Annotated in this window: 27 protein-coding genes and 1 other RNA gene; 22 read left to right on the top strand and 6 right to left on the bottom strand. The window is 44.3% G+C overall.

The annotated features are described in order from the left end of the window. Positions 1-95 precede the first annotated feature (95 nt). The 6 genes from A4G17_RS01615 to dnaJ all read left to right on the top strand — a co-directional run bounded on the left by A4G17_RS01615 (position 96) and on the right by dnaJ (position 6,298). Entirely contained in the window at positions 96-1,580 is a 1,485-nt protein-coding gene (locus A4G17_RS01615) for a TrkH family potassium uptake protein (RefSeq protein WP_123956930.1), read from the top strand. Positions 1,581-1,858: 278 nt separating this feature from the next. Beyond that, positions 1,859-3,760, top strand: a complete 1,902-nt coding sequence (dnaK, locus tag A4G17_RS01610; RefSeq protein ID WP_123956929.1) for a molecular chaperone DnaK — start codon at positions 1,859-1,861, stop codon at positions 3,758-3,760. 45 nt (positions 3,761-3,805) lie between these two features. After that, positions 3,806-4,066 (top strand): protein L, encoded by a 261-nt coding sequence (locus A4G17_RS01605; protein WP_123956928.1) that lies wholly within the window; start codon positions 3,806-3,808, stop codon positions 4,064-4,066. A 95-nt stretch (positions 4,067-4,161) separates the two neighbouring features. Then, positions 4,162-4,560, top strand: a complete 399-nt coding sequence (locus A4G17_RS01600; RefSeq protein WP_236941018.1) for a VapD — start codon at positions 4,162-4,164, stop codon at positions 4,558-4,560. Positions 4,561-4,601: 41 nt separating this feature from the next. Beyond that, positions 4,602-4,979: an effector binding domain-containing protein gene (locus A4G17_RS01595; protein ID WP_123956926.1), complete on the top strand. Its 378-nt coding sequence runs from the start codon at positions 4,602-4,604 to the stop codon at positions 4,977-4,979. A gap of 176 nt (positions 4,980-5,155) precedes the next feature. After that, a complete protein-coding gene (gene dnaJ, locus A4G17_RS01590; RefSeq protein ID WP_123956925.1) occupies positions 5,156-6,298 on the top strand; it encodes a molecular chaperone DnaJ in 1,143 nt (380 codons plus the stop codon). A gap of 58 nt (positions 6,299-6,356) precedes the next feature. On the opposite strand, the gene yccS is transcribed toward dnaJ, so the two are convergent. The 4 genes from yccS to A4G17_RS01570 all read right to left on the bottom strand — a co-directional run bounded on the left by yccS (position 6,357) and on the right by A4G17_RS01570 (position 10,037). Then, on the bottom strand, positions 6,357-8,528 hold the full coding sequence (gene yccS, locus A4G17_RS01585; RefSeq protein WP_123956924.1) for a YccS family putative transporter: 2,172 nt from the start codon (positions 8,526-8,528) through the stop codon (positions 6,357-6,359). 89 nt (positions 8,529-8,617) lie between these two features. After that, positions 8,618-8,893 carry a deoxyribose-phosphate aldolase gene (locus tag A4G17_RS01580; RefSeq protein WP_123956923.1) on the bottom strand — a complete coding sequence of 92 codons (276 nt, stop codon included), beginning with the start codon at positions 8,891-8,893 and terminating at the stop codon, positions 8,618-8,620. Between the two features lie 38 nt (positions 8,894-8,931). Beyond that, the gene (locus A4G17_RS01575; protein WP_123956922.1) at positions 8,932-9,396 is read right to left on the bottom strand and encodes an outer membrane lipoprotein; all 465 of its coding nucleotides are present in this window, start codon (positions 9,394-9,396) and stop codon (positions 8,932-8,934) included. 23 nt (positions 9,397-9,419) lie between these two features. After that, positions 9,420-10,037, bottom strand: coding sequence for a VOC family protein (locus tag A4G17_RS01570; RefSeq protein ID WP_123956921.1), 618 nt, complete (start codon positions 10,035-10,037; stop codon positions 9,420-9,422). 40 nt (positions 10,038-10,077) lie between these two features. Between A4G17_RS01570 and argS the strand changes: the two genes are divergently transcribed. Next, a complete protein-coding gene (gene argS / locus A4G17_RS01565) occupies positions 10,078-11,805 on the top strand; it encodes an arginine--tRNA ligase (protein WP_123956920.1) in 1,728 nt (575 codons plus the stop codon). Between the two features lie 51 nt (positions 11,806-11,856). Here argS and A4G17_RS01560 read toward each other — a convergent pair whose 3' ends face one another. Both A4G17_RS01560 and rpoH read right to left on the bottom strand, forming a co-directional pair. Then, on the bottom strand, positions 11,857-12,495 hold the full coding sequence (locus tag A4G17_RS01560) for an HI_0552 family protein (RefSeq protein WP_123956919.1): 639 nt from the start codon (positions 12,493-12,495) through the stop codon (positions 11,857-11,859). 95 nt (positions 12,496-12,590) lie between these two features. Further along, entirely contained in the window at positions 12,591-13,511 is a 921-nt protein-coding gene (rpoH, locus tag A4G17_RS01555; RefSeq protein WP_418886398.1) for an RNA polymerase sigma factor RpoH, read from the bottom strand. A gap of 99 nt (positions 13,512-13,610) precedes the next feature. Between rpoH and ssrA the strand changes: the two genes are divergently transcribed. The 15 genes from ssrA to A4G17_RS01480 all read left to right on the top strand — a co-directional run bounded on the left by ssrA (position 13,611) and on the right by A4G17_RS01480 (position 23,637). Beyond that, positions 13,611-13,977: a transfer-messenger RNA gene (gene ssrA / locus A4G17_RS01550) on the top strand. A gap of 254 nt (positions 13,978-14,231) precedes the next feature. After that, complete coding sequence (locus A4G17_RS01545) at positions 14,232-15,485, top strand: integrase arm-type DNA-binding domain-containing protein (RefSeq protein ID WP_123956917.1); 1,254 nt, start codon at positions 14,232-14,234, stop codon at positions 15,483-15,485. A gap of 188 nt (positions 15,486-15,673) precedes the next feature. Next, positions 15,674-16,444 (top strand): hypothetical protein, encoded by a 771-nt coding sequence (locus A4G17_RS01540; protein ID WP_123956916.1) that lies wholly within the window; start codon positions 15,674-15,676, stop codon positions 16,442-16,444. A gap of 220 nt (positions 16,445-16,664) precedes the next feature. After that, positions 16,665-16,940 carry a helix-turn-helix transcriptional regulator gene (locus A4G17_RS01535; RefSeq protein WP_336195971.1) on the top strand — a complete coding sequence of 92 codons (276 nt, stop codon included), beginning with the start codon at positions 16,665-16,667 and terminating at the stop codon, positions 16,938-16,940. Between the two features lie 10 nt (positions 16,941-16,950). Continuing rightward, the gene (locus A4G17_RS01530) at positions 16,951-17,286 is read left to right on the top strand and encodes a hypothetical protein (protein WP_123956915.1); all 336 of its coding nucleotides are present in this window, start codon (positions 16,951-16,953) and stop codon (positions 17,284-17,286) included. A gap of 4 nt (positions 17,287-17,290) precedes the next feature. After that, positions 17,291-17,428 carry a hypothetical protein gene (locus A4G17_RS01525; protein ID WP_165894246.1) on the top strand — a complete coding sequence of 46 codons (138 nt, stop codon included), beginning with the start codon at positions 17,291-17,293 and terminating at the stop codon, positions 17,426-17,428. Between the two features lie 92 nt (positions 17,429-17,520). Beyond that, positions 17,521-17,781, top strand: a complete 261-nt coding sequence (locus A4G17_RS01520; protein ID WP_123956914.1) for a hypothetical protein — start codon at positions 17,521-17,523, stop codon at positions 17,779-17,781. Beyond that, positions 17,738-18,037 (top strand): hypothetical protein, encoded by a 300-nt coding sequence (locus A4G17_RS01515; RefSeq protein ID WP_165894245.1) that lies wholly within the window; start codon positions 17,738-17,740, stop codon positions 18,035-18,037. Before A4G17_RS01520 ends, A4G17_RS01515 begins: the two co-directional genes overlap by 44 nt. 146 nt (positions 18,038-18,183) lie before the next feature. After that, entirely contained in the window at positions 18,184-18,573 is a 390-nt protein-coding gene (locus A4G17_RS01510; protein WP_123956912.1) for a hypothetical protein, read from the top strand. Positions 18,574-18,584: 11 nt separating this feature from the next. Then, a complete protein-coding gene (locus A4G17_RS01505; protein ID WP_123956911.1) occupies positions 18,585-19,328 on the top strand; it encodes an antA/AntB antirepressor family protein in 744 nt (247 codons plus the stop codon). Next, entirely contained in the window at positions 19,329-19,847 is a 519-nt protein-coding gene (locus A4G17_RS01500; RefSeq protein ID WP_123956910.1) for a BRO-N domain-containing protein, read from the top strand. Between the two features lie 328 nt (positions 19,848-20,175). Next, positions 20,176-21,027, top strand: a complete 852-nt coding sequence (locus tag A4G17_RS10265) for an ash family protein (protein ID WP_236941017.1) — start codon at positions 20,176-20,178, stop codon at positions 21,025-21,027. Beyond that, a complete protein-coding gene (locus tag A4G17_RS01490) occupies positions 21,020-21,211 on the top strand; it encodes a hypothetical protein (protein WP_123956909.1) in 192 nt (63 codons plus the stop codon). The genes A4G17_RS10265 and A4G17_RS01490 overlap by 8 nt, the downstream gene beginning before the upstream one ends. Then, positions 21,204-21,404 (top strand): hypothetical protein, encoded by a 201-nt coding sequence (locus tag A4G17_RS01485; RefSeq protein WP_123956908.1) that lies wholly within the window; start codon positions 21,204-21,206, stop codon positions 21,402-21,404. The genes A4G17_RS01490 and A4G17_RS01485 overlap by 8 nt, the downstream gene beginning before the upstream one ends. A 10-nt stretch (positions 21,405-21,414) precedes the next feature. Beyond that, a complete protein-coding gene (locus tag A4G17_RS01480; RefSeq protein WP_123956907.1) occupies positions 21,415-23,637 on the top strand; it encodes a DUF927 domain-containing protein in 2,223 nt (740 codons plus the stop codon). Positions 23,638-23,755 lie beyond the last annotated feature (118 nt).

The following is a 23,755-nucleotide window of genomic DNA, read 5'->3' as shown; positions in this document are numbered from 1 at the left end:
TGTAATCAAAATGGCGGCATTATAACGGAGAAAAAATTTGACTGCACACAAAAGCGGAGTACCATTTAGCCGTTTTAGCATTTGAAGGATTAAACGTGCAGTTTCTCTCAATTATTCGCATTGTCGGCATTTTGGTGATGTGTTTCTCCTTTACCATGTTAGTGCCTGCGTTTGTCGCATTGATTTATGGTGATGGCGGTGGTAAGTCGTTCCTTGAAGCATTTGTGCTGAATTTTTCGGTGGGGACCGTGCTGTGGTGGCTTTGCCGACATTACAAATATGAATTGCGTTCACGGGAAGGTTTCTTGATTGTGGTGCTGTTTTGGGTGGTACTTGGCTCCTTGGGGGCAGTGCCGTTCATTCTATTGGAAAATCCTGATTTGAATTTTTCGCAGTCTATTTTCGAATCGTTTTCAGGACTAACAACCACTGGGGCAACGGTCATTACAGGCTTGGATAGCTTGCCGAAAGCAATTTTGTTCTACCGTCAATTTTTGCAATGGCTTGGCGGAATGGGGATCATCGTACTTGCGGTGGCAATTATTCCTTTGTTAGGCATCGGCGGAATGCAGCTTTATCGTGCTGAGATGCCTGGTCCACTTAAAGAGCAGAAAATGCGACCTCGTATTGCCGAAACAGCAAAAGCCTTGTGGCTGATTTATGTTTCTCTCACCGTGCTTTGTGCTACCGCATTTTGGTTGGCAGGAATGAGCGTGTTTGATGCGATTTGTCATAGTTTTGCAACGGTGGCGATTGGTGGATTTTCAACGCACGATGCCAGTATCGGCTATTTTAATAGCGAGACGATCAATTACATTACGGTCTTCTTTTTGCTGATTTCTGCCTGTAACTTTGCCTTACACTTTGCTTTATTTGATCAATTCCAAGGTCGATATAAAAGCAAAATGCAACGCAATATTTTGCATCACTATTGGCGGGATTATGAGTTTCGTTTTTTTATTTTAGTGCAACTTTCGCTGTTTCTCATTTGTGTGGTATTGCTCTGGGCGTACAGCTATTTTGATGATCCTGAAACGACACTGTCGCAGGCATTGTTCCAATCAGTTTCGATTTCGACCACTGCAGGGTTTACTACAAATGATTTCAGCAGTTGGCCTTCGTTTTTGCCGTTATTGTTGGTACTGGCCTCCTTTATTGGCGGCTGTGCAGGCTCTACGGGCGGCGGGTTGAAAATGTTCCGTGTGCTATTGCTTTATTTGCAAGGAAAGCGAGAAATTCACCGTTTTATTCACCCTAACGTTATCCAGCCGATCAAATTGGGCAGACACGTTTTATCCGAACAAATCGTTGATGGCGTCTGGGCATTTTTCTCCGCCTATTTCTTCGTTTTTATTGTCTGTTGGATTGCAACGATTGCGTGCGGTATGGACACTTTTGATGCACTGAATGCGGTGATTGCGAGTATGAATAATCTCGGGCCTGCTCTCGGTGCTGTGAGCAGCAATTTCGTACAAGTGCCAGACAGTGCCAAATGGGTGCTGACTTTTGCGATGGTTTGTGGGCGATTAGAAGTCTTTACGCTATTGGTTATTCTCAGCCCAACCTTCTGGAAAGACTAAGACAAGCGGTCAGTTCCAACCGTTTTTTTGCAAATCAATTTGCAAAATGTGGCAAGGAACTGACCGCTTGCGGTGAAATTTTTCAAAAAATTTTTAATTCCCCCCTTGAACTCCCTTTTTTTAGCCCTATTTACTGCTTCGTCTGAACGGGAACGTCGCACAACTTCCCGTTTCTTTTTTGAAAAATGTTTTGATTAGCCCTTGAAATGTTGTGAAAAATCACAATTTTGTCGCTAACTGAAACAAAATTACCAAATTTTATGTAGAGGAATCAAAAAATGGGAAAAATCATTGGTATTGACTTAGGTACAACTAACTCTTGTGTAGCGGTAATGGACGGTGACAAACCACGTGTATTGGAAAACGCAGAAGGTGCACGTACAACGCCATCAATTATTGCTTATACCGATAAAGAAACTTTAGTGGGGCAGCCAGCAAAACGTCAGGCGATCACGAACCCGAAAAATACATTATTTGCAATCAAGCGTTTAATCGGTCGTCGCTTTGAAGACCAAGAAGTCCAAAAAGACATCAAAATTATGCCATTTGAAATCACGAAAGCAGACAATGGCGATGCGTGGGTAGTTGCAAAAGGCGAAAAAATGGCACCACCGCAAATCTCTGCAGAAGTGTTGAAAAAAATGAAGAAAACCGCAGAAGATTTCTTAGGTGAGCCAGTAACCGAAGCGGTAATAACTGTGCCTGCGTACTTCAACGATGCACAACGTCAAGCAACTAAAGATGCAGGTCGTATTGCTGGTTTAGAAGTGAAACGTATCATCAACGAACCCACTGCAGCGGCATTAGCGTACGGTTTAGACTCTAAGAAAGAGAACCAAATCATTGCGGTTTACGACTTGGGGGGTGGTACATTCGACTTATCCATCATCGAAATTGATAACTTCGACGGCGAACAAACTTTTGAAGTGCGTGCAACTAACGGTGATACTCACTTAGGTGGTGAAGACTTTGACAACCGTTTAATCAACTACCTTGTTGAAGAGTTCCAAAAAGAGCAAGGCGTGGATTTACGCAACGACTCAATGGCAATGCAACGTGTGAAAGAGGCAGCAGAGAAAGCGAAAATCGAACTTTCTTCAGCACAATCTACGGAAGTGAACTTACCGTACATTACCGCAGATGCAACAGGCCCGAAACACTTAGTATTAACCGTAACACGTGCGAAATTAGAAGCCTTAGTTGAAGATTTAGTTGCTCGCTCATTAGAGCCAGTAAAAGTGGCATTAGCAGACGCAGGTTTATCTGTTTCTGAAATTAACGATGTGATTTTAGTGGGTGGTCAAACTCGTATGCCATTAGTGCAACAAAAAGTGGCAGAATTCTTCGGCAAAGAACCTCGTAAAGACGTGAACCCAGACGAAGCGGTGGCAATCGGTGCGGCAGTGCAAGGTGGTGTATTAGCGGGCGATGTAACGGACGTGCTTTTATTAGACGTCACTCCGTTATCATTAGGTATCGAAACAATGGGCGAAGTAATGACCAAACTCATTGAGAAAAATACCACAATCCCAACGAAACACAGCCAAGTGTTCTCAACAGCACAAGACAACCAAAGTGCAGTAACCATTCACGTGTTACAAGGTGAGCGTAAACGTGCAAGCGATAACAAATCGCTAGGTCAATTCAACCTAGATGGTATCCAGCCTGCACCACGTGGTATGCCACAAATCGAAGTAACTTTCGACATTGATGCGGACGGTATTTTACACGTGTCAGCGAAAGATAAGAACACTGGTAAAGAGCAAAAAATCACCATCAAAGCCTCTTCTGGTTTAAGTGATGCGGAAGTGGAACAAATGGTACGTGATGCCGAAGCAAACGCTGAAGCAGACCGCAAATTTGAAGAGTTAGTCCAAACTCGTAACCAAGCCGATGCGATTGTTCACTCAACTCGTAAACAAATCACTGAAGCAGGCGAAGCATTAAATGCGGACGACAAAGCGAAGATTGAACAAGCGGTCGCAGATCTTGAAAAAGCTACAAAAGGCGAAGACAAAGCAGACATCGAAGCGAAAATCGAAGCCTTAGTGAAAGTGTCAGAACCACTTATCCAAGCAGGTCAAGCACAGGCTCAACAAGGTCAGCAACAAGCTCAACAAAGCCAAAAAGATGACGGCGTAGTGGATGCTGAGTTTGAAGAAGTGAAGGACAATAAGTAATCTTATAATTGGGGGAAGAATTTCCCCCTTTAGCGGAGAATTATTATGGCAGCATATACAAAAGACACAGAAGTTTTCCTGCAATTAGTAAAAAATGATAAGCAACATTGGAATAATAGATATTCTCCAGGGGAGAAGGTGCCTGTTTCAGGGATTTATCGCTGTATTGCTTGTGGGAAAGAAGTAACTTGTAATGAGAATGATCCCTTACCTCCACAAAATTCATCTCAGCATATTTCTTGCAGGGATATAAAGTGGCAATTGATTATTCGAACAGATACTAAAGGAAATCAGTTTAAATCATAATACGAGGGCGTAGAAATACGCCCTTTCGATCTATACAGCGGGTCAGATCTTACGAAAATTTTGCAATTATGAGCCGATACCTAATTACTTTTGATATGGACACAAATTGTCTGAAAGACAATTACCATAACGCCAGCTATAACAACGCTTACTATGACTTGCGCAACGTGTTGGAACAGCACGGCTTTGAGCATTTGCAGGGCAGCGTGTATCTCGGGCGTGAAGGCGTGAGCGAAGCCCACGGCACCTTGGCAATTCAGGAGCTGACTGCAAAATTTGACTGGTTCTACCCGTGCGTGTCGAACATCAAATTTTACCGCATCGAAAGCGATCTCAACGCCGACTTTATCGCGGAAAACATGCACCGCGCGAAAATGGCATTTGAGAAACAGCTTAAAGTGCTAGAACAAACGCTCATTGATTCGGGCTTATCACAAAAGCAGATTGATGAAATCCTGAAAAAGCAGGTGTTTTCCTTAGAAAATGCACAATAACAAGCGATCAATTTTCACCAGATTTTTACAAAGGTACTGAAATGAAACTCTACCCAATTATCACAAAAACATTCGACCAAACCGCAACTGGCGAAGATTTTCAGCAACTTTGGCAATCCGTTGAATTACCTGAAAATAGCCAATGCTACGGCGTTTACTTTAACTATCAAGACAACGGTAACCGTTACGAGTTTGCGATTGCAACGGAAACGCCAAATGATAATGCACCGATTGTGCTTGATGATTTAACCTGGTACGAAAAATTCAGCACCAAAGTTGAACACCTTGGCGAAACGTGGGACACGATTTGTCGCAAGGGTAAACAAGGTTTATTAAGACGTGCTTTTACGGTTGATTTCGAGCAGTATCAACCAGACGGCAGAGTAGATGTGTTTGTGTCGATTGTGGCGCATTGTTAAAAAGCCCCCTCTTTAGCAAAGAGGGGGTATGGGGGAGATTTGGCAGACTAAATTTACGCTCATACGTAAACAAAAAATCGCAATTAAATCTCCCCTATCCCCTCTTTTCTAAAGAGGGGAATAAAACAAGCGGTCAAATTTCAGCAAAATTTTACAAATTTTAAAACGGAACATTTATGTCAAAACGTGATTATTATGAAGTCCTTGGATTAAGCAAAGGGGCGAGTGAACAAGAGATCAAACGTGCCTATAAACGTTTGGCAGCAAAGCATCACCCCGATAAAAACCAAGGCAGCAAAGAAGCAGAAGAAAAATTTAAAGAGATCAAAGAAGCCTACGAAGTGTTAGGCGATAGCGAAAAACGTGCAATGTACGACCAATACGGTCATCAAGCCTTCGAACAAGGTGGATTTGGTGGAGGCGGTGGCTTCGGCGGATTTGGAGGTGGCGGTTTCGGCGGCTTTGAAGATATTTTCAGCGAAATGTTCGGCGGTGGTTTTGGTGGCGGACGTGGTCGTCAGCGTGTGGTACGTGGCGACGACTTACAGTACAACCTTGAAATTACTCTTGAAGAAGCTGTTCGAGGTGTGAAAAAAGATATTCGCATTCAAACGTTAGCCGAATGTGATACCTGTCATGGTAGTGGTGCAGAAGCTGGTAGCAAAGTAGAAACCTGTCCACACTGTCATGGCTCAGGGCGTATTCGCCGTCAGCAAGGGTTCTTTATGACGGAGCAAACCTGTCCAACTTGTCATGGCACTGGCAAGAAAATCGAAAAACCTTGTAAATCTTGCCATGGTGATGGACGTGTTCACAAAACCAAAAATCTTTCTGTCACAATTCCTGCAGGCGTAGATACCGGTAACCAGTTACGTTTATCGGGCGAAGGAGCGGCAGGCGAAAACGGCGCACCAGCAGGCGATTTATATGTGGTGATTCACGTGAAAGAACACGATATTTTCGTGCGTGATGGCTTAAATCTTTATTGCGAGGTGCCGATCAGCTTCACGATGGCCGCCCTTGGTGGTGAAATTGAAGTGCCGACTTTAGATGGACGAGTGAAGTTGAAGATTCCGGCAGAAACCCAAACGGGCAAATTGTTCCGTGTTCGAGCTAAAGGTATTAGCAGCCCACGCTCGCACCATACTGGTGATTTGATCTGCAAAGTGATCATCGAAACGCCTGTATCGCTCAATGAAGAACAGAAAGCGCTATTACGCAAATTGGAAGAAAGCCTCGAAGGTAAAGGGCAACACCGCCCGAAACACCAAGGTTTTTTCGAAGGCGTGAAGAAATTCTTTGATAATTTAGGCAAGTAATTGCTCAAATAAAACGGTAAGAGAATAACGCTTACCGTTTTTTTATGCGAACAAGCGGTCAGATTTGTGGATTTTTTTGCAAATCAGGCTGTTTCACAAATCCCCAAAGTTGCGGCAGAAGTTGCACGATCAAACGAAGTTGTTGCAGTAATAGCAGGCTCTGTTCGTTGAGTGAGGTTTCTTGTTCTAACTGATGCAGTTGCTGATCGACGGTCGCAATCGCCTGCTCAGAGCAGGTTTTACCGTCCGACATCTGTTCAAGTAATTTCGCCACTTGTTTACCTTGTTGAAAGAAAATTGCCGCAAAATCAGGCTGATGATTGAGCTGCTGGCTTTCGGTTCGGTAAGCACCGAGTGCAGAAATATAGCTCATCAACGTGTAATTTAGCCCGAGCAGTGTCGGGGCGAGACTGAGAGTTTGGCGGTATTTTTTCGGCTCACCCAACATATTTGACACGGTTACCCCAAGGCTTGCCACGGCATTCTGTGCGGCTCGGCGTGCGACACGGTAGGAAAATTGATCCCGATAGCCAAATTGCAGTTGAGCGATGATGTGCAGCAGGTAAGTTGCACTGGCTCGTAAGGTTTGTTGCACACTTTGGTGAAGATGGACATATTGCCAATCTGGCCACAGATAGGAGACCGCCAACCATGCGATTCCCGCACCAAGTGATGTATCAAAAATGCGAGGCAGCATAGCACCGTCAGGATCGAGTCCAACAATATCAAAGCTGATCAGCACTTGAATGGTGATGAAAAAGGTCGAAAAGCTGTAGTTGTTGGTGCGGAATAGGAAAAACAGGCTGCTTGATGCCACCAACAGCCCAAGCTGTGCTTCTAATGTCGGCGACAGATAGCGAAACGATAGCCCAACAATCACGCCCAGCACGGTACCAACCACCCGCTGCACCAAGCGTTTTTTGGTGGCGGAGTAGTTTGGCTGACAGACCAAAATGGCGGTAAGCAAAATCCAATAGCCAAGTTCGATCTGGAAAAATTCTACCAAACAACTACATACAAACACCACAATCGACAGCCGTACAGCATGGCGGAAAAGCTGTGAGCCAAAATGGCATTGGCTGCGAATCGCTTGCACAATATTGCGAAAGTTCGACACATTTTCACCGATCAAGCGGGTAGTTTTCGGCAATTTTTTACCATTTTCTGCCAGCGGTTTGTCTTGAGCTAATTGCATCAGCTGCCCTTCAATATGGCGAAGATTCTCAGCGATCGACTGCAATTTATGAAAATGAGCGATCCCTTTCTGTTGATAAAAGTGCAGCGATTGGCTCAAACCGTTCAGGACTCGTTCACCCCGTTCGTTATGTTGATAGTTTTCGCCGTAGCGTAAACTGTGGGCGATTTGCTGGCAAGCGATGGCTTGCAGCTCAAGTAGCCGTTGAAAGCGGAAAATTAAGTCAGTATTTTGCAGGGCTTGGAAGAGATCTGCATATTGTGAATAGCTCGAACTTGCTCTCTCCCAAATATCTTGCCCCGTGAAATAGTACCGCAGCATTTTTTGCGTGCGAGAATTGCGGTGCTGATTGCGTAAACGGTAGAACAGCGACACACGGGCCTTGTCGAAAGCGTTCATCACGTCAATGTTGGCTTTGGCGAGAGCGAATTGCTTGGTGGGTAGAGACTCGGTGTCATCGGGGTCGAAAAAATCCGATTTCAGCTGCAAATAATGCCCAAGGGTGTCGAAATAGTGGGCGATATTTTCCTGCATTGTGCGGTTGGGAAAGCAGAGATAGACCAGCACCGCCACCACACCATAGAGCAATGCCCCTGCCACAATCAGTATAGGATTACTGTACCAACTGGAATGTGGGGTGTAGGTCAAGGTGGTATAAACGGCAACCAGTAGGGTACTGAAGGCGATGGTGCTGTAACGAGGTCCGATTGCCCCAAGCATAATCACAATGAAAGTAATCGCAGTGATCAGCGGAATAAATAACCAGCCGTAGCTTAACGCCAACTGTGCTGAAAGTGCCGACACGCCAAAGGCGATCAGGGAGAAAAACAAGTTTTTCAATCGCCCACTGAGGCGATTGTCTAAATCCGACAATCCGCCTGCGATAATGCCCAACACTAATGCCATCGTGTGTTCGGAAATATCCAGCTGCCAAACGGTAAGAGCCGCTAAATTGGTGGCAAGGAAAATCGGTAAAACGCCAAGAATGTTGGCATTTAACCATTCAAATGAGAGTTTTTTCAGAAAAGCGTGCATTGCAAGCGGTCAGTTTAACGAAAAGTTTTACAATTTTAGCAAACTCAAGGCAATAAAAAACCCCGAATATTCGGGGCTTTTGAGAAGGATTATTTGAATTCGTAACGGCGAATGGTTTTTAAATCTTCATCACGGTTCGCTGCAGCATCGCCGACAATAATACGTGAACCAACGGCAGCATGGGCGTCATATTGACGAACTAAAGTCACCACTTCACCGTTATCTTTTTGTGCGGTTATCTCAACGGTATTCACATCTAACGCTTTGCTAGAGAGAATGGTTGCATTCCCTTTTCCTGAATACACATGAGCGGTACAACCTGCTAATACTGCAGTCATCAATACAACAAGAGAAAGTTTTTTCATTTTTTTTCCTTATGATATAGAGAAATTAAAAGTAAGGGTTAGAGTAAAGACACGTTGAGATCGGCGTGAGAACCAACAATTCTGACACGTTTACCCGGTATAAAGCCAGCATCTTTTTTCTGCACCACCACGATTTCTTGACCGTCGTCTTTGCGGATGACCATTTCTAACGAGTCGACTTGGCTCGCTTTTTCTTCCACTTTGCTACCGATTACCCCACCTGCGATGGCCCCAACAACAGCCGCAATAGCTTGACCACGGCCGCCGCCAATGGTAGAACCCGCAATGCCACCTAATGCACCGCCACCAATTGTACCTAATGCACTTTGGCTATTGGGTTGAATTTTCACTTCACGCACAGAGACGATAGTACCATAGCTGATTGAGCGAGCTTCTTTTGCTTGGTCGCCACGATACACATCACCGCCATAAACATCAGTGTTTGAGCAGCCAGCAAGAGTTAAACTTGCGAATAAAGCCGCTGCAAGTCCGAATTTTTTCATATTTTGCTCCAATGAAAAAAAGTTCAGTTTTCAATTTCTGAACAAATTATCGCATTTATATCATAAGGGTGCAGCTTTAGACAGCAAAAATTACAATTCGTTGCATTCTTTAAGGAAATTGCAATACTTGGATTGGGTAATCGCTCACCTGCAACACTTGGTTGGCTAATTTTCAGTTTGAGTTGCACATTTTCGTGCAAATCAAACCGCTTGCAGACCCGCTCTGCCCATTGTTCTACGGTTTCATCTGGCAGAAACGGCACCACGACTTCGATATGTTCCCAACCTTGTTCTTGATAGATTTTACCTTTAGGAAATGGCAATTCGATAATCGAAACGGATTGCCCGCAAAAGGCAATAGGTTGATGGAGTTTGAATAAGCCGATTGGGCGGCCGTTGACGTCACTCTCTTTCAGCAGTTCACCACCTTCAAGCAACAGAGCTTTCCATTGCATTGCTGTCGTCACATCATTCATTCGCACCGCAAGGTGATCGATGGCAAATGCCCTTAAATCAATGCCCGCCGTCTCTGCAATGTGCTGAATTTTCTGCTCAAATGGGGCGATGTCTCCAAAACAAGCGGTCAGTTTCGGTAAAAAATTTGCAAATGTCGGGCATTCGCTGGGGTTTTTTAGTATCATTGCACACATTTTTGTAAATCAATTTGAAAAGAGAAATAACGTGAATATTCAACACATTTTATCGGAAAAAATGAAGCAAGCAATGATCGCCGCAGGGGCGGATCAAAGCGTTGAGCCGTTGGTGCGTCAGTCCGGCAAGGTGCAATTTGGCGATTATCAAGCCAACGGCATTATGGGGGCCGCGAAAAAATTGGGCGTGAACCCGCGTGAATTTGCCCAAAAAGTGTTAGATAACCTAGAATTAGGCGGTGTGGCGGATAAATTAGAGATTGCAGGGCCGGGCTTTATCAACATTTTCTTAAACCCAACTTGGTTGGCAAGCAACGTGCAGCAGGCGTTAAACGATGAACATTTAGGTATTGAACGCAACCAAAATCAAACGGTGGTGGTCGATTATTCTTCCCCAAACGTGGCGAAAGAGATGCACGTTGGGCATTTACGCTCGACCATTATCGGCGACGGCGTGGTGCGTGCGTTAGCATTTTTAGGCAACAAAGTGATTCGTGCTAACCACGTTGGCGATTGGGGCACGCAGTTCGGTATGCTGATTGCCTACCTTGAAAAAATGGAAAACGAACACGCTTCTGAAATGGAATTGAGCGATTTGGAGGCGTTCTATCGTGCAGCGAAAGAACATTACGACAACGATCCTGTTTTTGCGGAAAAAGCCCGTAACTATGTGGTGAAATTGCAAAGTGGCGATGAATACTGCCGTACAATGTGGCAGAAGTTGGTCAATATCACGATGGTGCAAAATCAGCACAATTACGACCGCTTGAATGTGACCCTAACCGAAAACGATGTGATGGGTGAAAGCCTTTACAACCCGATGTTGCCTGCGATTGTTGCTGATCTAAAAGCACAAGGCTTGGCAGTGGAGGATGACGGAGCGTTAGTGGTTTTCTTAGATGAATTTAAAAACAAAGACGGCGACCCAATGGGCGTGATCGTTCAGAAAAAAGACGGCGGTTTCCTTTACACCACCACCGACATCGCCGCCGCTAAATACCGCTACGAAACTTTGAATGCCGATCGTGCGTTAGTGTTCTCCGACTCCCGTCAAAGCCAACATATGCAACAAGCATGGCTTATCACCCGCAAAGCAGGCTATGTGCCAGACAGCTTCAGCCTTGAGCACCATAACTTTGGGATGATGCTTGGTAAAGACGGTAAACCGTTCAAAACTCGTACGGGTGGCACCGTGAAATTGGCAGATTTGCTCGATGAAGCCGTGGAGCGTGCGGAAAAACTGATTGCAGAAAAGAACCCAAATCTGACCGCTTGCGAGAAAGCTGCGGTCGTCGAAGCGGTAGCAATTGGTGCGGTGAAATATTCCGATCTTTCCAAAAATCGCACCACCGACTATGTGTTTGATTGGGACAATATGTTGAGCTTCGAGGGGAATACTGCACCGTATATGCAGTATGCCTATACGCGTATCAGTTCGATTTTCAGTCGTGCAGGTATCGATCCGAACAGCCTAAGTGGTGACATTTCACTGACTGAAGACAAAGAGCGAGCATTAGCGATCAAATTGTTGCAATTTGAAGAGGCGGTAAGTGTCGTCGCCAAAGAGGGTACGCCACACGTGCTCTGTCAGTATCTCTATGAATTAGCTGGGATTTTCTCTAGCTTCTACGAAGCCTGCCCAATTCTCAATACCGAAGAAAGCGTCAAAAACAGCCGTTTGCAACTTGCAAGTCTAACGGCCAAAACCTTAAAACAAGGTTTGGATCTGCTTGGCATTAAAACCGTTGAGAAGATGTAATTTACCGATGAAAAAAGGAAGGCTATGCCTTCCTTTTTCGTTTGCAAGCGGTCAGTTCCGCTCATTTTTTTGCAAATGGCAAGCCTCATAAAGTGGCAATAAATCCTGAATGGTTTGGTAAATAAATTCTACCGCATCAATGTTTGCCAAATCGGCTTTTTCCACGTTTCTGCCGATGCAAAAAAAGTCCTGGTTGTGTTGAATGTGGAGCTCCTTTTCGTTCAATTCGCTTACTGAATGGAAATCCGCATATTCACTCTCATCGCCATGCCAAATATCAAAGTCAGCGTATTTGTGACGGTCGAAATTATCGATCCATTGATGGTATTGCTCAAGAGAAGTCTGTGAACGTTCGGCACGATAGCTATGCCAATCAAGGCTGACAGAAAGTCGACGGCGATTGAGAATCACCGATAAAATCACTGCCGAGTTTTGGTTAAATTCGTATTTATAATAGGCGAAAAAATGGGCTCGCACTTGCCAGCCATTGCACCATTTTTCAATATGCGGCTCAGCAAAAGGGTATCCGAGTTGTTTCGCCACTGCTAAGTGTAACGCCTTCCAATTCTCCCAAGCGAATTTATATTTCACTTTGATAAGCGGAATGTCTTCAGGGCAATATTTTTTCAGTTGAGCGAATTGGAAAAAGGGAATATCGAATAATTCACAACTTTCGGGGGATAATTGCATATAAGTTCCTGTGGTGTAGATGACAAGCGGTCAGTTTTGGACAACATTTTGCAAAAATACCTAGAAGAAAGGGCGTAATCAATACGCCCTTAACCTTATTCCACCGTAATTGCCTCTTTGATTTTCTTCAACGCTTGGGTTTCAAGCTGTCTAACCCGCTCTGCAGAGATGTTATATTTCGCCGCCAACTCATGCAGCGTGGCTTTTTCTTCATCGAGCCAGCGGGTTTTAATGATGTCTTGGCTACGTTCATCAAGCTGTGCCAACGCGTAAGCGAGCTGTTCGGTGGCTTGACCATTGTGTTGTTCATCTTCCAAATCATCAGCGAAATTGGAGTTATCATCTTCGATATACATCGACGGCACATAAGCATCGTCGCTGTCTTCGCCCACCGGCAAGTCGAATGCCATATCTTGCCCTGTCATCCTTGATTCCATTTCTTTCACATCGTCTGGCGACACACCCAATTCTTCCGCGACTCGTTGAATTTCTGCTTCGTTAAACCACTCTAAACGCTGCTTATTTTTGCGTAGATTGAAGAATAACTTGCGTTGGGCTTTGGTGGTAGCGACTTTGACAATCCGCCAGTTTTTCAACACATATTCGTGAATTTCTGCCTTAACCCAATGCACGGCAAAGGAAACCAACCGCACACCCACTTCGGGATTGAAGCGTTTTACCGCTTTCATCAAGCCGATATTGCCTTCTTGGATCAAGTCTGCCAGCGGTAAGCCATAGCCCATATAACCACGGGCGATATGCACGACAAAACGCAAGTGCGATAAAATCAGCTGCTTAGCGGCATCCAAATCTTCATCGTAGTAATAACGTTCCGCCAGCTCTTTTTCCTGAACAGGCGTAAGCATCGGGTATTGATTTGCCATACGGATATAGCTATCCAGATTGCCTTGCGGCACCAGCATGGTATTGGCTAATGCAGGGTGATTTTCCTCGTCATCGTCGGCGATCAGCTCCGCTTCGGTTTCGATCGGATCTAGATCGTCGTCGTTCTCCATTAACTCGACATCATCGTGCTGTTCTTTCATCAGCGTTCTCTTAACTTGCAAAAAATTGTGGCAATCTTACCGCTTTCTGCTAAAATCGCCAAACTTTTTGGGGCTGATTCTGGATTCGACGGGATTAGCGAAGCCCAAGGTGCACGTCGAGGTGCGGTAGGCCTCGTAAACAAACCGCAAAATAATAGTCGCAAACGACGAACAATACGCTTTAGCAGCTTAATAACCTGCTCATAGCCTTCACTCCCCAGCTTCCGCTCGTAAGACGGGGATCAAGTGGAGTCAAACCCAAACGAGATCGTGTTGAAGCCGCCGCTTTAGGATCGAAGCACTAAATTGAATAAAGCTAGTTTATTGATAGCGTGTCTGTCCGCAGTCAGTTTACGAAATTAAAGACGAGACTAAACGTGTAGTGCTGAAGGTAGAGTAATTTCGGACGGGGGTTCAAATCCCCCCAGCTCCACCAAATCGTTAAACAATACAGACTAAAATAGACCGATAAAGCCTTGAAATACAATGTTTCAAGGCTTTTTTATTGCCTAATCCTGACCGATTTAGACTGATGAAAACCGATGATTTTAGTAACACTGATAGTAACACCGTGTTACTATAGCAAAATCCAGTGTTACTATAATCAGCTTAAAGCCTTGTGTGGCAAGGATTTAAGTAGTGGCGCTTGATGTTACTTCGATTTTCCAGTGTTACTAAGGCGATGTTACTATGGCAAGAACAACGAAAAAGCTCACAAATACCGAAATTGAGCGTGCGAGACCTAAGGCGAAAGAATATAGCCTTGCGGACGGTGACGGGTTGTCGTTGAGAGTGAAACCGAGCGGGGCGAAATTGTGGCTATTCAACTACTACCGCCCTTTCACCAAGAAACGCAATAATATGAGTTTTGGCTCTTACCCTGATGTATCGTTAGCGTTGGCAAGGGAAAAGCGAGAGCATTGCCGTTCATTACTTGCTCAAGATATTGATCCACAAACTCACCGCCAAGAAACCGAGCAAGCAAAACAAAATGAGCTGAACAGCACTTTTGAAAGTGTAGCGTGGGCGTGGTATGAACACCGCAAGACGAGAGCTAATTTTTCAGAGAGCTATGCTAAAGATGTGAAACGCTTGCTTGAACGCTTACTTTTACCCGCTTTTGGGCATTTGCCGATTTCTCACATCACCGCACCGCTTGCCCTGAAAGCCTTCAAACCGTTGCAAGATAAAGGCACACTAGAAACCTTAAAGCGTGGTATTCAAAAGCTGAATGAGATAATGACTTATGCTCTTCACAGGGAAATCATTTTAAGCAATCCCACCGCCAACATTTCCAAAGAGTTTGATAGCCCACGAGTAGAGCATTTCAAAACGATTAAGCCCGAAGACTTGAGCGAATTTCTTTACACCCTGAACAATGCTCAAATCCACCTACAAACCCGCTATTTGATTTTGTGGCAGTTGCTCACAATGACCCGTCCGAATGAATCAGCAACCGCACGCTATTGCGATATAGACGAAAAAGCGAAGATATGGACTATCTACATCAATAAGGGCATCAAACAAGACGACAATGGGCGAGAGCATAAAATCACGCTATCACGCCAAGCAATGGCACTTTTGCGAGAGATTAAGAAATTGAGTGGCGGTAAAGAGTATTTATTCCCGAGTATTAAAAACCCACAAACGCACGTAAACACGCAGACAGCGAATGCGGCGATAAAGCGAATGGGCTATCACGGAAAGTTAGTGGCTCACGGCTTGAGAAGTATCGCAAGCACTTACCTGAATGAGAAGGGTTATAACCCTGAACTAATCGAAGTGGCTCTTTCTCACATTAACCAAGACCGAATCAGAATGGCATATAACCGAGCGGATTACATTAAACAGCGTTTTGACTTGTTGCAAGCGTGGGCGGATTTTGTAGATGAATGTTCGCAAGGGGCATTACCGCAATTTCATTTAAAAGTTGTCAATGCTTAAACAATTCACTGTAATTAAAATCAGTGAAAATGCTTGCATTTTGTGAAAGATTAGCCATAATTAGCCTATAAATTAACTACCGAATTAGTGTGGATAGTGGCGGAGTAATTAACCGACACGACAAGGGGAAAGCCCTTTATTTCCCTTTCCACACTCTCACAGTAAAGGGCAGCTCAAAGGGGAGTTTTATGGTAAAAAAATTTAGACCAAAGGATACTTTGATTTTTTTGTCTTTGTTTCCATATTTCCAGCTCTTTTATGCTTGCATTTTTGGAATAAACAAGCATAAAGTTATTACAGTTACAGTTTTAACTGATTTTCTTATTCTGACGTCCTTCTACTGTGTGATTTTGCTTTGTCTTAAATATAGGAAGTTTACCTTCTGCAAAATTATAGGGAGATTCCAAAATATTTATTGGGTAAATTTTACCTATGTTTTTTCTGTCTGTATTTATCTAGTGCTAACCAAAGAACCAGTGAAGCTTTATGGATCTGTTCCTGCAATATACGCAATTAATCCAAATTTTTTATATGCTTTGATGTTTATTTTTATGGAGTTGTTTAAGTTGTTTATGGATGTAATCTTTCCAGAAGAAACAAATAAAGAACCCGAGCACCCAAAAAGCAATACAATAGAACTGGAAGAATTACAGAGCGCCATAAATCAAAACCTAAAAAAAACTGAACCACCGCCAACGAAGACGGAAACAGCAACGATAGCAGATAATTACAACCCAACCGAGCGGGAAACGCATTTACAGGCTATCGCGACGCTTTCCTTTGAATTGGCAAAATGTAAATCTGTTTTTGCGACGAGCATAGGCAAGCCAAAGCAAGCAACTATCGCGGAAATTTTAGAGAAAGAAGCCAAGGTGTTATTTGCTAATCCAAAAAGTAAAGATACTTATCGCAAGCGACTAGGCGAAGCGCTAAACACCTATTCACCACAGGCGGACTAATCCGCCTTTTTTATTGCTTATCGCATAACTTCCCAAATTTTTCATCACTTCCCAAAATTGCGTAAAGCCTTTATTAGCAAGGCTTTACCATACTTCCCAAAATTACTTCCCAAATATCTTTGGTAAGTTTTCCCACTTCTCAATTTCATTTCACAAAATACCCCTACCCGCTAATCGTGGCGGATATTTCACAAAACGAAAGAATAGGGAGTATCAACCAATGACACTACAAACAAATCAACCTATCACATCACAAGAACTCGCTGATTCTGTTCGCTATGGCGTGGCAGAGCAAGACCGCATTTTACGCAAAAAAGAAGTCGCAAAAATCTTTAGCGTGGCGAGTTCTACCTTAGATGATTGGCTCAATCCTAAATCCAAACGTTACAAAGCAGATTTTCCGAAACGTATCGAAATCGGACGTAATTCAATCGGCTTTTTAAGCAGCGAAGTGAATGCCTATCTCTCTAAACTTGTACAGGCTAGCAGAGTGTAAGGGGCAACCTATGGCTAAACTTCACTACCCAACCCGAATGGCTAAATCGTGCCTAGCTATTTTGGATCACCCACAAGGCATTAGTGGCTTGATGATTGATTTCAATTACTTCATCAGTAGCGGGCGAAATGAAGTGAATGACTTAATCAACAATCACGATGTTCACATCATTAAAACCGAAGAAAAAAACAAACACGGCACGGGGACTTTTACCGTCTATCGAATTGCTGACCGTACGAACGCTGAAAAGGTTATCAAGGTGCTAAATGGCGAGCGTATGAAATGCGGGCTTGAATCACTTACACAGGCAGAGATTGATTTTTATCTCTCACAGTTTAAGGAGTAATGCGATGACCGAGAATAAAAATCCTATCACTCAATTAAAACAGTATAAAACCGCCAAGAATGAGCCAAAAGAGCCAGTAAAAACAATATCAATACACCAATTAAAGGGGAAGGTTCTCAAAATCGCAATCAGAGCGTTTTAGCGTTAGATACTTTCCCACAGGTTACTTACACATTCACCCAGGCAAAATGGGGCGTAGCGAATTGTAAGAAGAACTACCCCGACTGTTTTCACTTGAAGAAAGGACTGCAACGGCAACTTGGGGCTATTTGCAAAAACTTGCACCAAACCGACCGCTTGTTGGTCGAGCTAAACAGCGAAGGGAAATTGACCGCAGAGCAACAGACAATCGCCAAGTATTACAAACGACTATCACGCTATTTAACCAAGCAAATGCAAGGCGTAATTGATTATGTAGAGCAGGTGGAACAGGCAGAAGGAGAAGAATTAGATGCGTTGTGTTATCGCAAAGATGAACCTAGTGCTGATGAATAAGGCAATCGAACACTATCTCGATAAAACCAAACGTACAGAAACGCCTGTATTCACGTTTTTAAGCCTTTGGAGCGATGAAGAACCCTATCCATTAACTGAATTGCTCTTCTGCTTAGATGAGCGAATTGAAATGTTAGGGAGCGAATTCAAAGCCAACCCAACAGAGCCCTTTGCGGCGATGTTAAGCGTGCTGAAGCGTAAACGACACAGATTGTTACAGGTTCAAGGGGAACACTCCCCCGTAATATACCCGTAGGGGTGCCGTAATGGTGCCGTTCAAATGACAGGCTCAGAACTTCAGAAAACTTCATGTTGGAACCTAATAAAACCTAAGACGAGATCCGCAAGGATAGCAAGAACAACCCCAAGGTTACCCCAAGGATCAAACAGAGAGAAACAACAATGACAGAGACAACAACCCCAAAAAACACAGCCCACAATGAATTTTTAGATGTAGGGCAAATGATGGATTACTACCCACTACTTACCGTGATGTTCGATGTGGCAAGCGATGCATTGATGAAAACCGCAATGGAAGCTGACACCAAGCAGCAATTCAAATTAGAGCTGAACACGCTCTACAAATCGATTATGAGCAACGCCAAAGGCTTTAGTGAAAACTATGACGAGTTAAGCGATGACGAGCAAGAAGCCGAATGTAAAGCGGTAGGGTCTTACCTTTACTTTGCAAGTCTGATGCGAATGTTCGCAGAGAAAGTAGAGCAAGCTCCGATTGTTGAAGAGAGCAATGCCGAAGCAAAAGATGACAGCACAAGCAACGCCATTCATTAAGGAGTAACCCAATGCAAAACGAAATCAGCCAATTACTTACCCCACAAACTCACGACTTCAACGGCAGAACCGCCAACGGCATTAACGGGCGGGCATTGCACCAAGGCTTAGGGGTGGGGCGAATGTATGCCCACTGGATTAAAGCCCGCATTCAACAGGGGCGATTTATTGAGAACGTGGATTATTTGATTGTTCAAAATTCAATCATTGATTTGCCAAAATTAGCAAGTTCAAAAGGCGGGAATTTGCGAGCGGTTGAATACATTCTATCGCTGGATATGGCGAAGCACCTTTGCTTGATGGAAAAGACAGAAATCGCTCACGAAATCCGACAGCATTTTATTGACTGTGAAAAGGCACTGGCAGAGATTGCCCCGAAAGTGTACCGCAACAGCTTAGCGAAAACACAGGCACGGCTAGACAGTATCGACTACAACCACGCCTTAAATGAAGCGATTGAGCAGTGGGAAATCCGCAATCAGAAAGGTAAGAAGCCTTATCATCACAGCAACGAAGCCGAGATGCTAGATAGTCTAGTCGTTGGTATGAATATCAGGGCTTGGAAGCAAGCCAATGATGTTACAGGCAATGCAAGAAAGCATTTCAACGTAGCACAGCTTGCCCTGCTTAAAGAGCTATTAAAAGCCGATGCAACCCTGATTGATTTAGATATGCCATTCCAAGAACGCAAAGCCCAATTAACCAAACTGGCGCAGCGTTATTTGTCACAACGTTTGAAACAAGGTAAGGAGTAAATGATGAAACAGATTGATCCAATCGAAAGAACAAGCGTTCTGATATTTGAGAATCAAGAAATCAGAGTTATCACCCAAAACGGCAAGCCTTATTTTGTGGCAAAAGATGTGTGCGAGGTATTAGAAATCAGCAACCACAAGGACGCAGTAAGCCGACTAGATGATGACGAAAAGGGGGTAGGATTAACCGACACCCTAGGCGGAAAGCAAAAAATGTTATGGCTTACAGAAGGCGGATTCTACAAGTTGATTTTACGAAGTAAGAAAGCCGTTATTAGTGGCACGCAAGCCCACCGTTTTACGAATTGGATATGCCGAGAAGTTATCCCACAAATCCGCAAAACAGGTGGCTACGGCATTCCGTTTGCTGAATTAAATGACTTCACTCACCGAGAAAGAAACTCGATTGAGCGGGGGCATTATGCGGGCGTGAATCTCAATGTACGCAAAGTTGAGAAGCACGCACTGGCACAGGAAAAGGCATTTTTAATTGTGAAGTATCAACCAGGTCTATTCTAAATAAAAACCCCGTCCGAATAGACGGGGCAACTTCACTACCCAAAAGGTTCTTAAAATGAAAAATTTTACAACGAGATTACAGCGAGATATTACAACAAATCACCCCATATTTCTAACAAATCGCAGCAAGTTATGGGTATTTGTTAAAATTTGCAAAAAATCACTAGGAACTGACCGCTTGCAAAAGGGGGATCTTGGCGGTAGTATTGAAAGCACTATCACAAAGAACGGACACCGCACCCGTCAGACTTGCGGAACTTTTTTATCACAAATTTACCTTTCAGAAAGGGGTAAGGATTTTCCTTATACCCTTCAAAAAGCTGTATTTGTGGCAAGGTCGATACGTCGAAATAAGGCGGAGTTTATCCGCACGAATAAGGCGAGCCGTTTCTTTGCGGTAGTTGAAGCCTTGTCACACCCTTTAGGGAATGGCAATTCATATTTACTAAACAAAGAGAAAATCACAATGCTATTCAAATTCCTACTCCTAGGCGAGAAACGCCTAACTGTTCGCATTCGTGCTAAATCTGAACAAGAAGCACGCCAACGCATTCAATTCACAAGCCCAGCTATCTGTATTGCAAGATTTAGCGATAATCTGACCGCTTGCAGTGCTAATTCCTTGCACGAAACAGGCAAACCTTGCACGAAAGATGCAATTTTTCTTGCACGAAACGTGCAACCCACTGAACAAAAAACCATATTGCACCCGTTCGCCCTTATCGGTTATTCTGCTCCCGTTGTCGCAAAATCGACAGCCAGCCGTGAGAAGCTGAATGATTTACCATTGGCGAACAGTAGCACGCCTTTAACTCGTGCTTTTTTTGTTCGTAGCTTACGCACACCCAAAGAAAATGCGTTCCTGAAAAATAAGGAGCGTTCCTTTCTCTCAATGGTGGGGCGTATTGGGCAACGCTTAGGCGTTGGCTGTCTTCCAATGGTGGCAGTTTCTCACCCCGATACGCTCTACCGCCCAGCCGTGAGAAGCAAAGCGGTAGATATTCAAAAACTACCATTGGAGCTTTCTCAAATGTTCTACAAATTCCTATTCACAGGCTCACGCCTACGCATTACTGTTTACGCACGCACCCTAGCCGAAGCCTATAAACGTTTACCACTCTCACAATCTAAACCCGTGCTTATCGCCCGTTTACCAGTACAAGGGGGTGTTTATGCGTAATGAACCACTTTATCGAGTGATTGGCTATTCAGAGCCAAATGATGAGCGTTTAGTCCTTGCTGAAAACTTATCACACAAAGAAGCGTGGCAGACCGCACGCAACGCAATGGACGAGAACCTAGCGATTTATGCGATTAGTGTTAGACCGATGGTTAGAGATGTGAAAGGGGGTAAAAATGTATAAGAACCAAAAAATCAATCAAGAAGAATTGGACAGCTTTGATACAGCAAAATGTTGTTTATGGGAGGCCTATTGCATACTTGAAATTATTCAAGAAAAGCTAATCAATAATGATGAGACTGTTAATCTAGGCACAGCATTAAAAAGCGTAGTAAAAACAATCAACAACAGCTTAGATTTGCTGGAAGAGATTTAAGGGGGCACCAATGGCTAAACTCACCGCGGCCCCGAATCTGAAAAAGCAACCACAGGGAGCGACACAATGCAAAATTTTAGCGGGCGTTCAAGCGTGGGATTTTGCCAATATCCCGCAGGCTGAACGTACCCAAGCAGAGATTGAGCTAAATCAAATTTTACCCACAGGCACGGTAGAAGCGGGAGCAATCCCGCCAATCGTTCTCGATGCAAAAGTTTTGCAAAATCTGACCGCTTATCGCATTGCCCCCGCAAGTGTGGAGTATGTGGAAATTCAGCGAGCGAATAATGCCGAGAGCCTAAAAGGTACGCATATCACGCTAATTTCTGATTTTCTCGCCAAACACACGGCGGCCAAAACGGTGGTAATGTATGACGAAGCAGGGCAATTACTGGAGAATTTAAGCAATTATATTCAACGCTTGCGACAAGATGGCAATCAATCGAAGGAAATCGCTGAAATCGTTACAGAGAACGCCCAAAAGCAAGCGTTAGCGAATGAGGCAGAGAAACGTACTCCTTTCATTGAAAAACGCACTATAAACGGATTAAGGGGATTGTATCGCATTACCCCGAAATACAATGCCGACACAGACGAATGGATTGAGAGTAATGAAAAATGGCTTTGCGATGTGGTGGATGTTGTGGGAATAGGCAGAAGCGACACAGACGATTTCATTGTGTTGCAATGGCAACCAGAACAAAGCTCACAGAAAGTCACTGAAGCCCTACCGTTGCGGGATTTAGGTGAGCGGGAAGGATGGAAACTGCTGAAAGAGCGGGGTTTAAACATCACCAATACACCTTACTTACGCAATGAATTGGCGGATTATTTGCAAAATCTGAATAAGGGCAACCGCCAACTATGGACCATCACCAATGCCACAGGGTGGCAGAAAGGGGCATACATTTTGCCAAATGGCGAGATTCTCGGCGAACCTGAAACGCCTGTCTTGTTCCGTTCACAATCGGCAACGGCGAAAGGCTATCACACCCAAGGCACGACAGAAACGTGGCGGGCGAATGTGTCGGATTATGTGCGGGGTAATCCGTCTCAAATGCTAGGTTTAGCGGTGGCGTTCGCAAGCCCAATGATTGCCCTGTTGAATGCGGAAAGTTTCGGCGTTCATCTGTTCGGTGGTTCAACCGCAGGGAAAACGACGACAGCCAATATCGCAGATAGTTTATTCGGCAATCCCGACGATATTCGTCTATCGTGGAACACGACCGCCCTGGGTATTGCCAACGAAGCGGCTGCCCGTAATGATGGTTTGCTGACGATTGATGAAATCGGGCAAATCACCAACCCGAAGCACGCTGAACAAATCGCTTATACGCTGTTTAATGGTGTAGGCAAAATTCAAGGGGCAAAAGACGGGGGTAATCGAGAGTTGCAACGGTGGCGGATTGCGGCATTCTCAACAGGGGAAATTGACCTAGAAAGTTTTCTTAAGAGCAAGGGCATACAAATCAATGCGGGGCAATTAGTCCGCTTGTTGAATGTGCCTATTAGTCCCGCAAAATGCTTTCACGGCTTACCCGATGGCAAAGCTCACGCTGACCATTTGAATGCGGCAACACGGGCGAATTATGGCGTTGTAGGTAGGCTTTGGATTAAATGGCTTATTGCCAATAAGTCTGAAATTCCGACTGCTTACCAAGCCATTAAAAACAAATGGCTCAACCGCTTGCCAAATGATGCAAGCCCACAGGTGCAACGAGTGGCGGGCAGGTTCGCCATCTTAGAAACCGCTCTACACCTTGCTGATGTATTCACGGGCTGGGGTGCCGAAGAAATAGCCGAAGCAGTGCTACACTGTTTCAATGAGTGGATAAATATTTTCGGGCTTCACAGTCGAGAAGAAAGGCAGGTGATTGAGCAGGTCAATGGGTGGCTTTTAAGATATGGTTCACGCTTTATCGAAATCCCAAGCAACCCCAACCAACGAGAGCCGAATGACACAGCGGGCTATCGACTGCTTGTGAATGAACGCAACGACAAAGAGAAGTTTTTTATCTATCCGCAAGTCTATATAGATGACGTGATAAAAGGCTTTAACGAAAAACAGGCGAATGAGATTTTGTTTAAAGCAGGAATGCTGGAACGCTCCAACGAAAAACCGCCAAGATACAGAATAAAAATGCCCGCAAGCGTTAAGAAGAATCAGCCCCGTTGTTATGTTTTGATCCCACTTGATGAAAGTCAAGATGATGAGACAGAGCAAAAAGCATAGCTATTACTTTTTCACCATTTATGACAAAGAGCCGATCCCATTTTGGATTGGCTTTTTTTATCAGTAACTAACCTAGCCTTTTACACATACGAGAAAATTTAGCGGGATAAGCGGGATA

Origin of the sequence: Frederiksenia canicola (assembly GCF_011455495.1) — a bacterium.
Classification (GTDB): Bacteria; Pseudomonadota; Gammaproteobacteria; order Enterobacterales; family Pasteurellaceae; genus Frederiksenia; species Frederiksenia canicola.
Note: the sequence above shows the minus strand (reverse complement) of the source record. Positions and strands in the feature narration are given on the sequence as shown.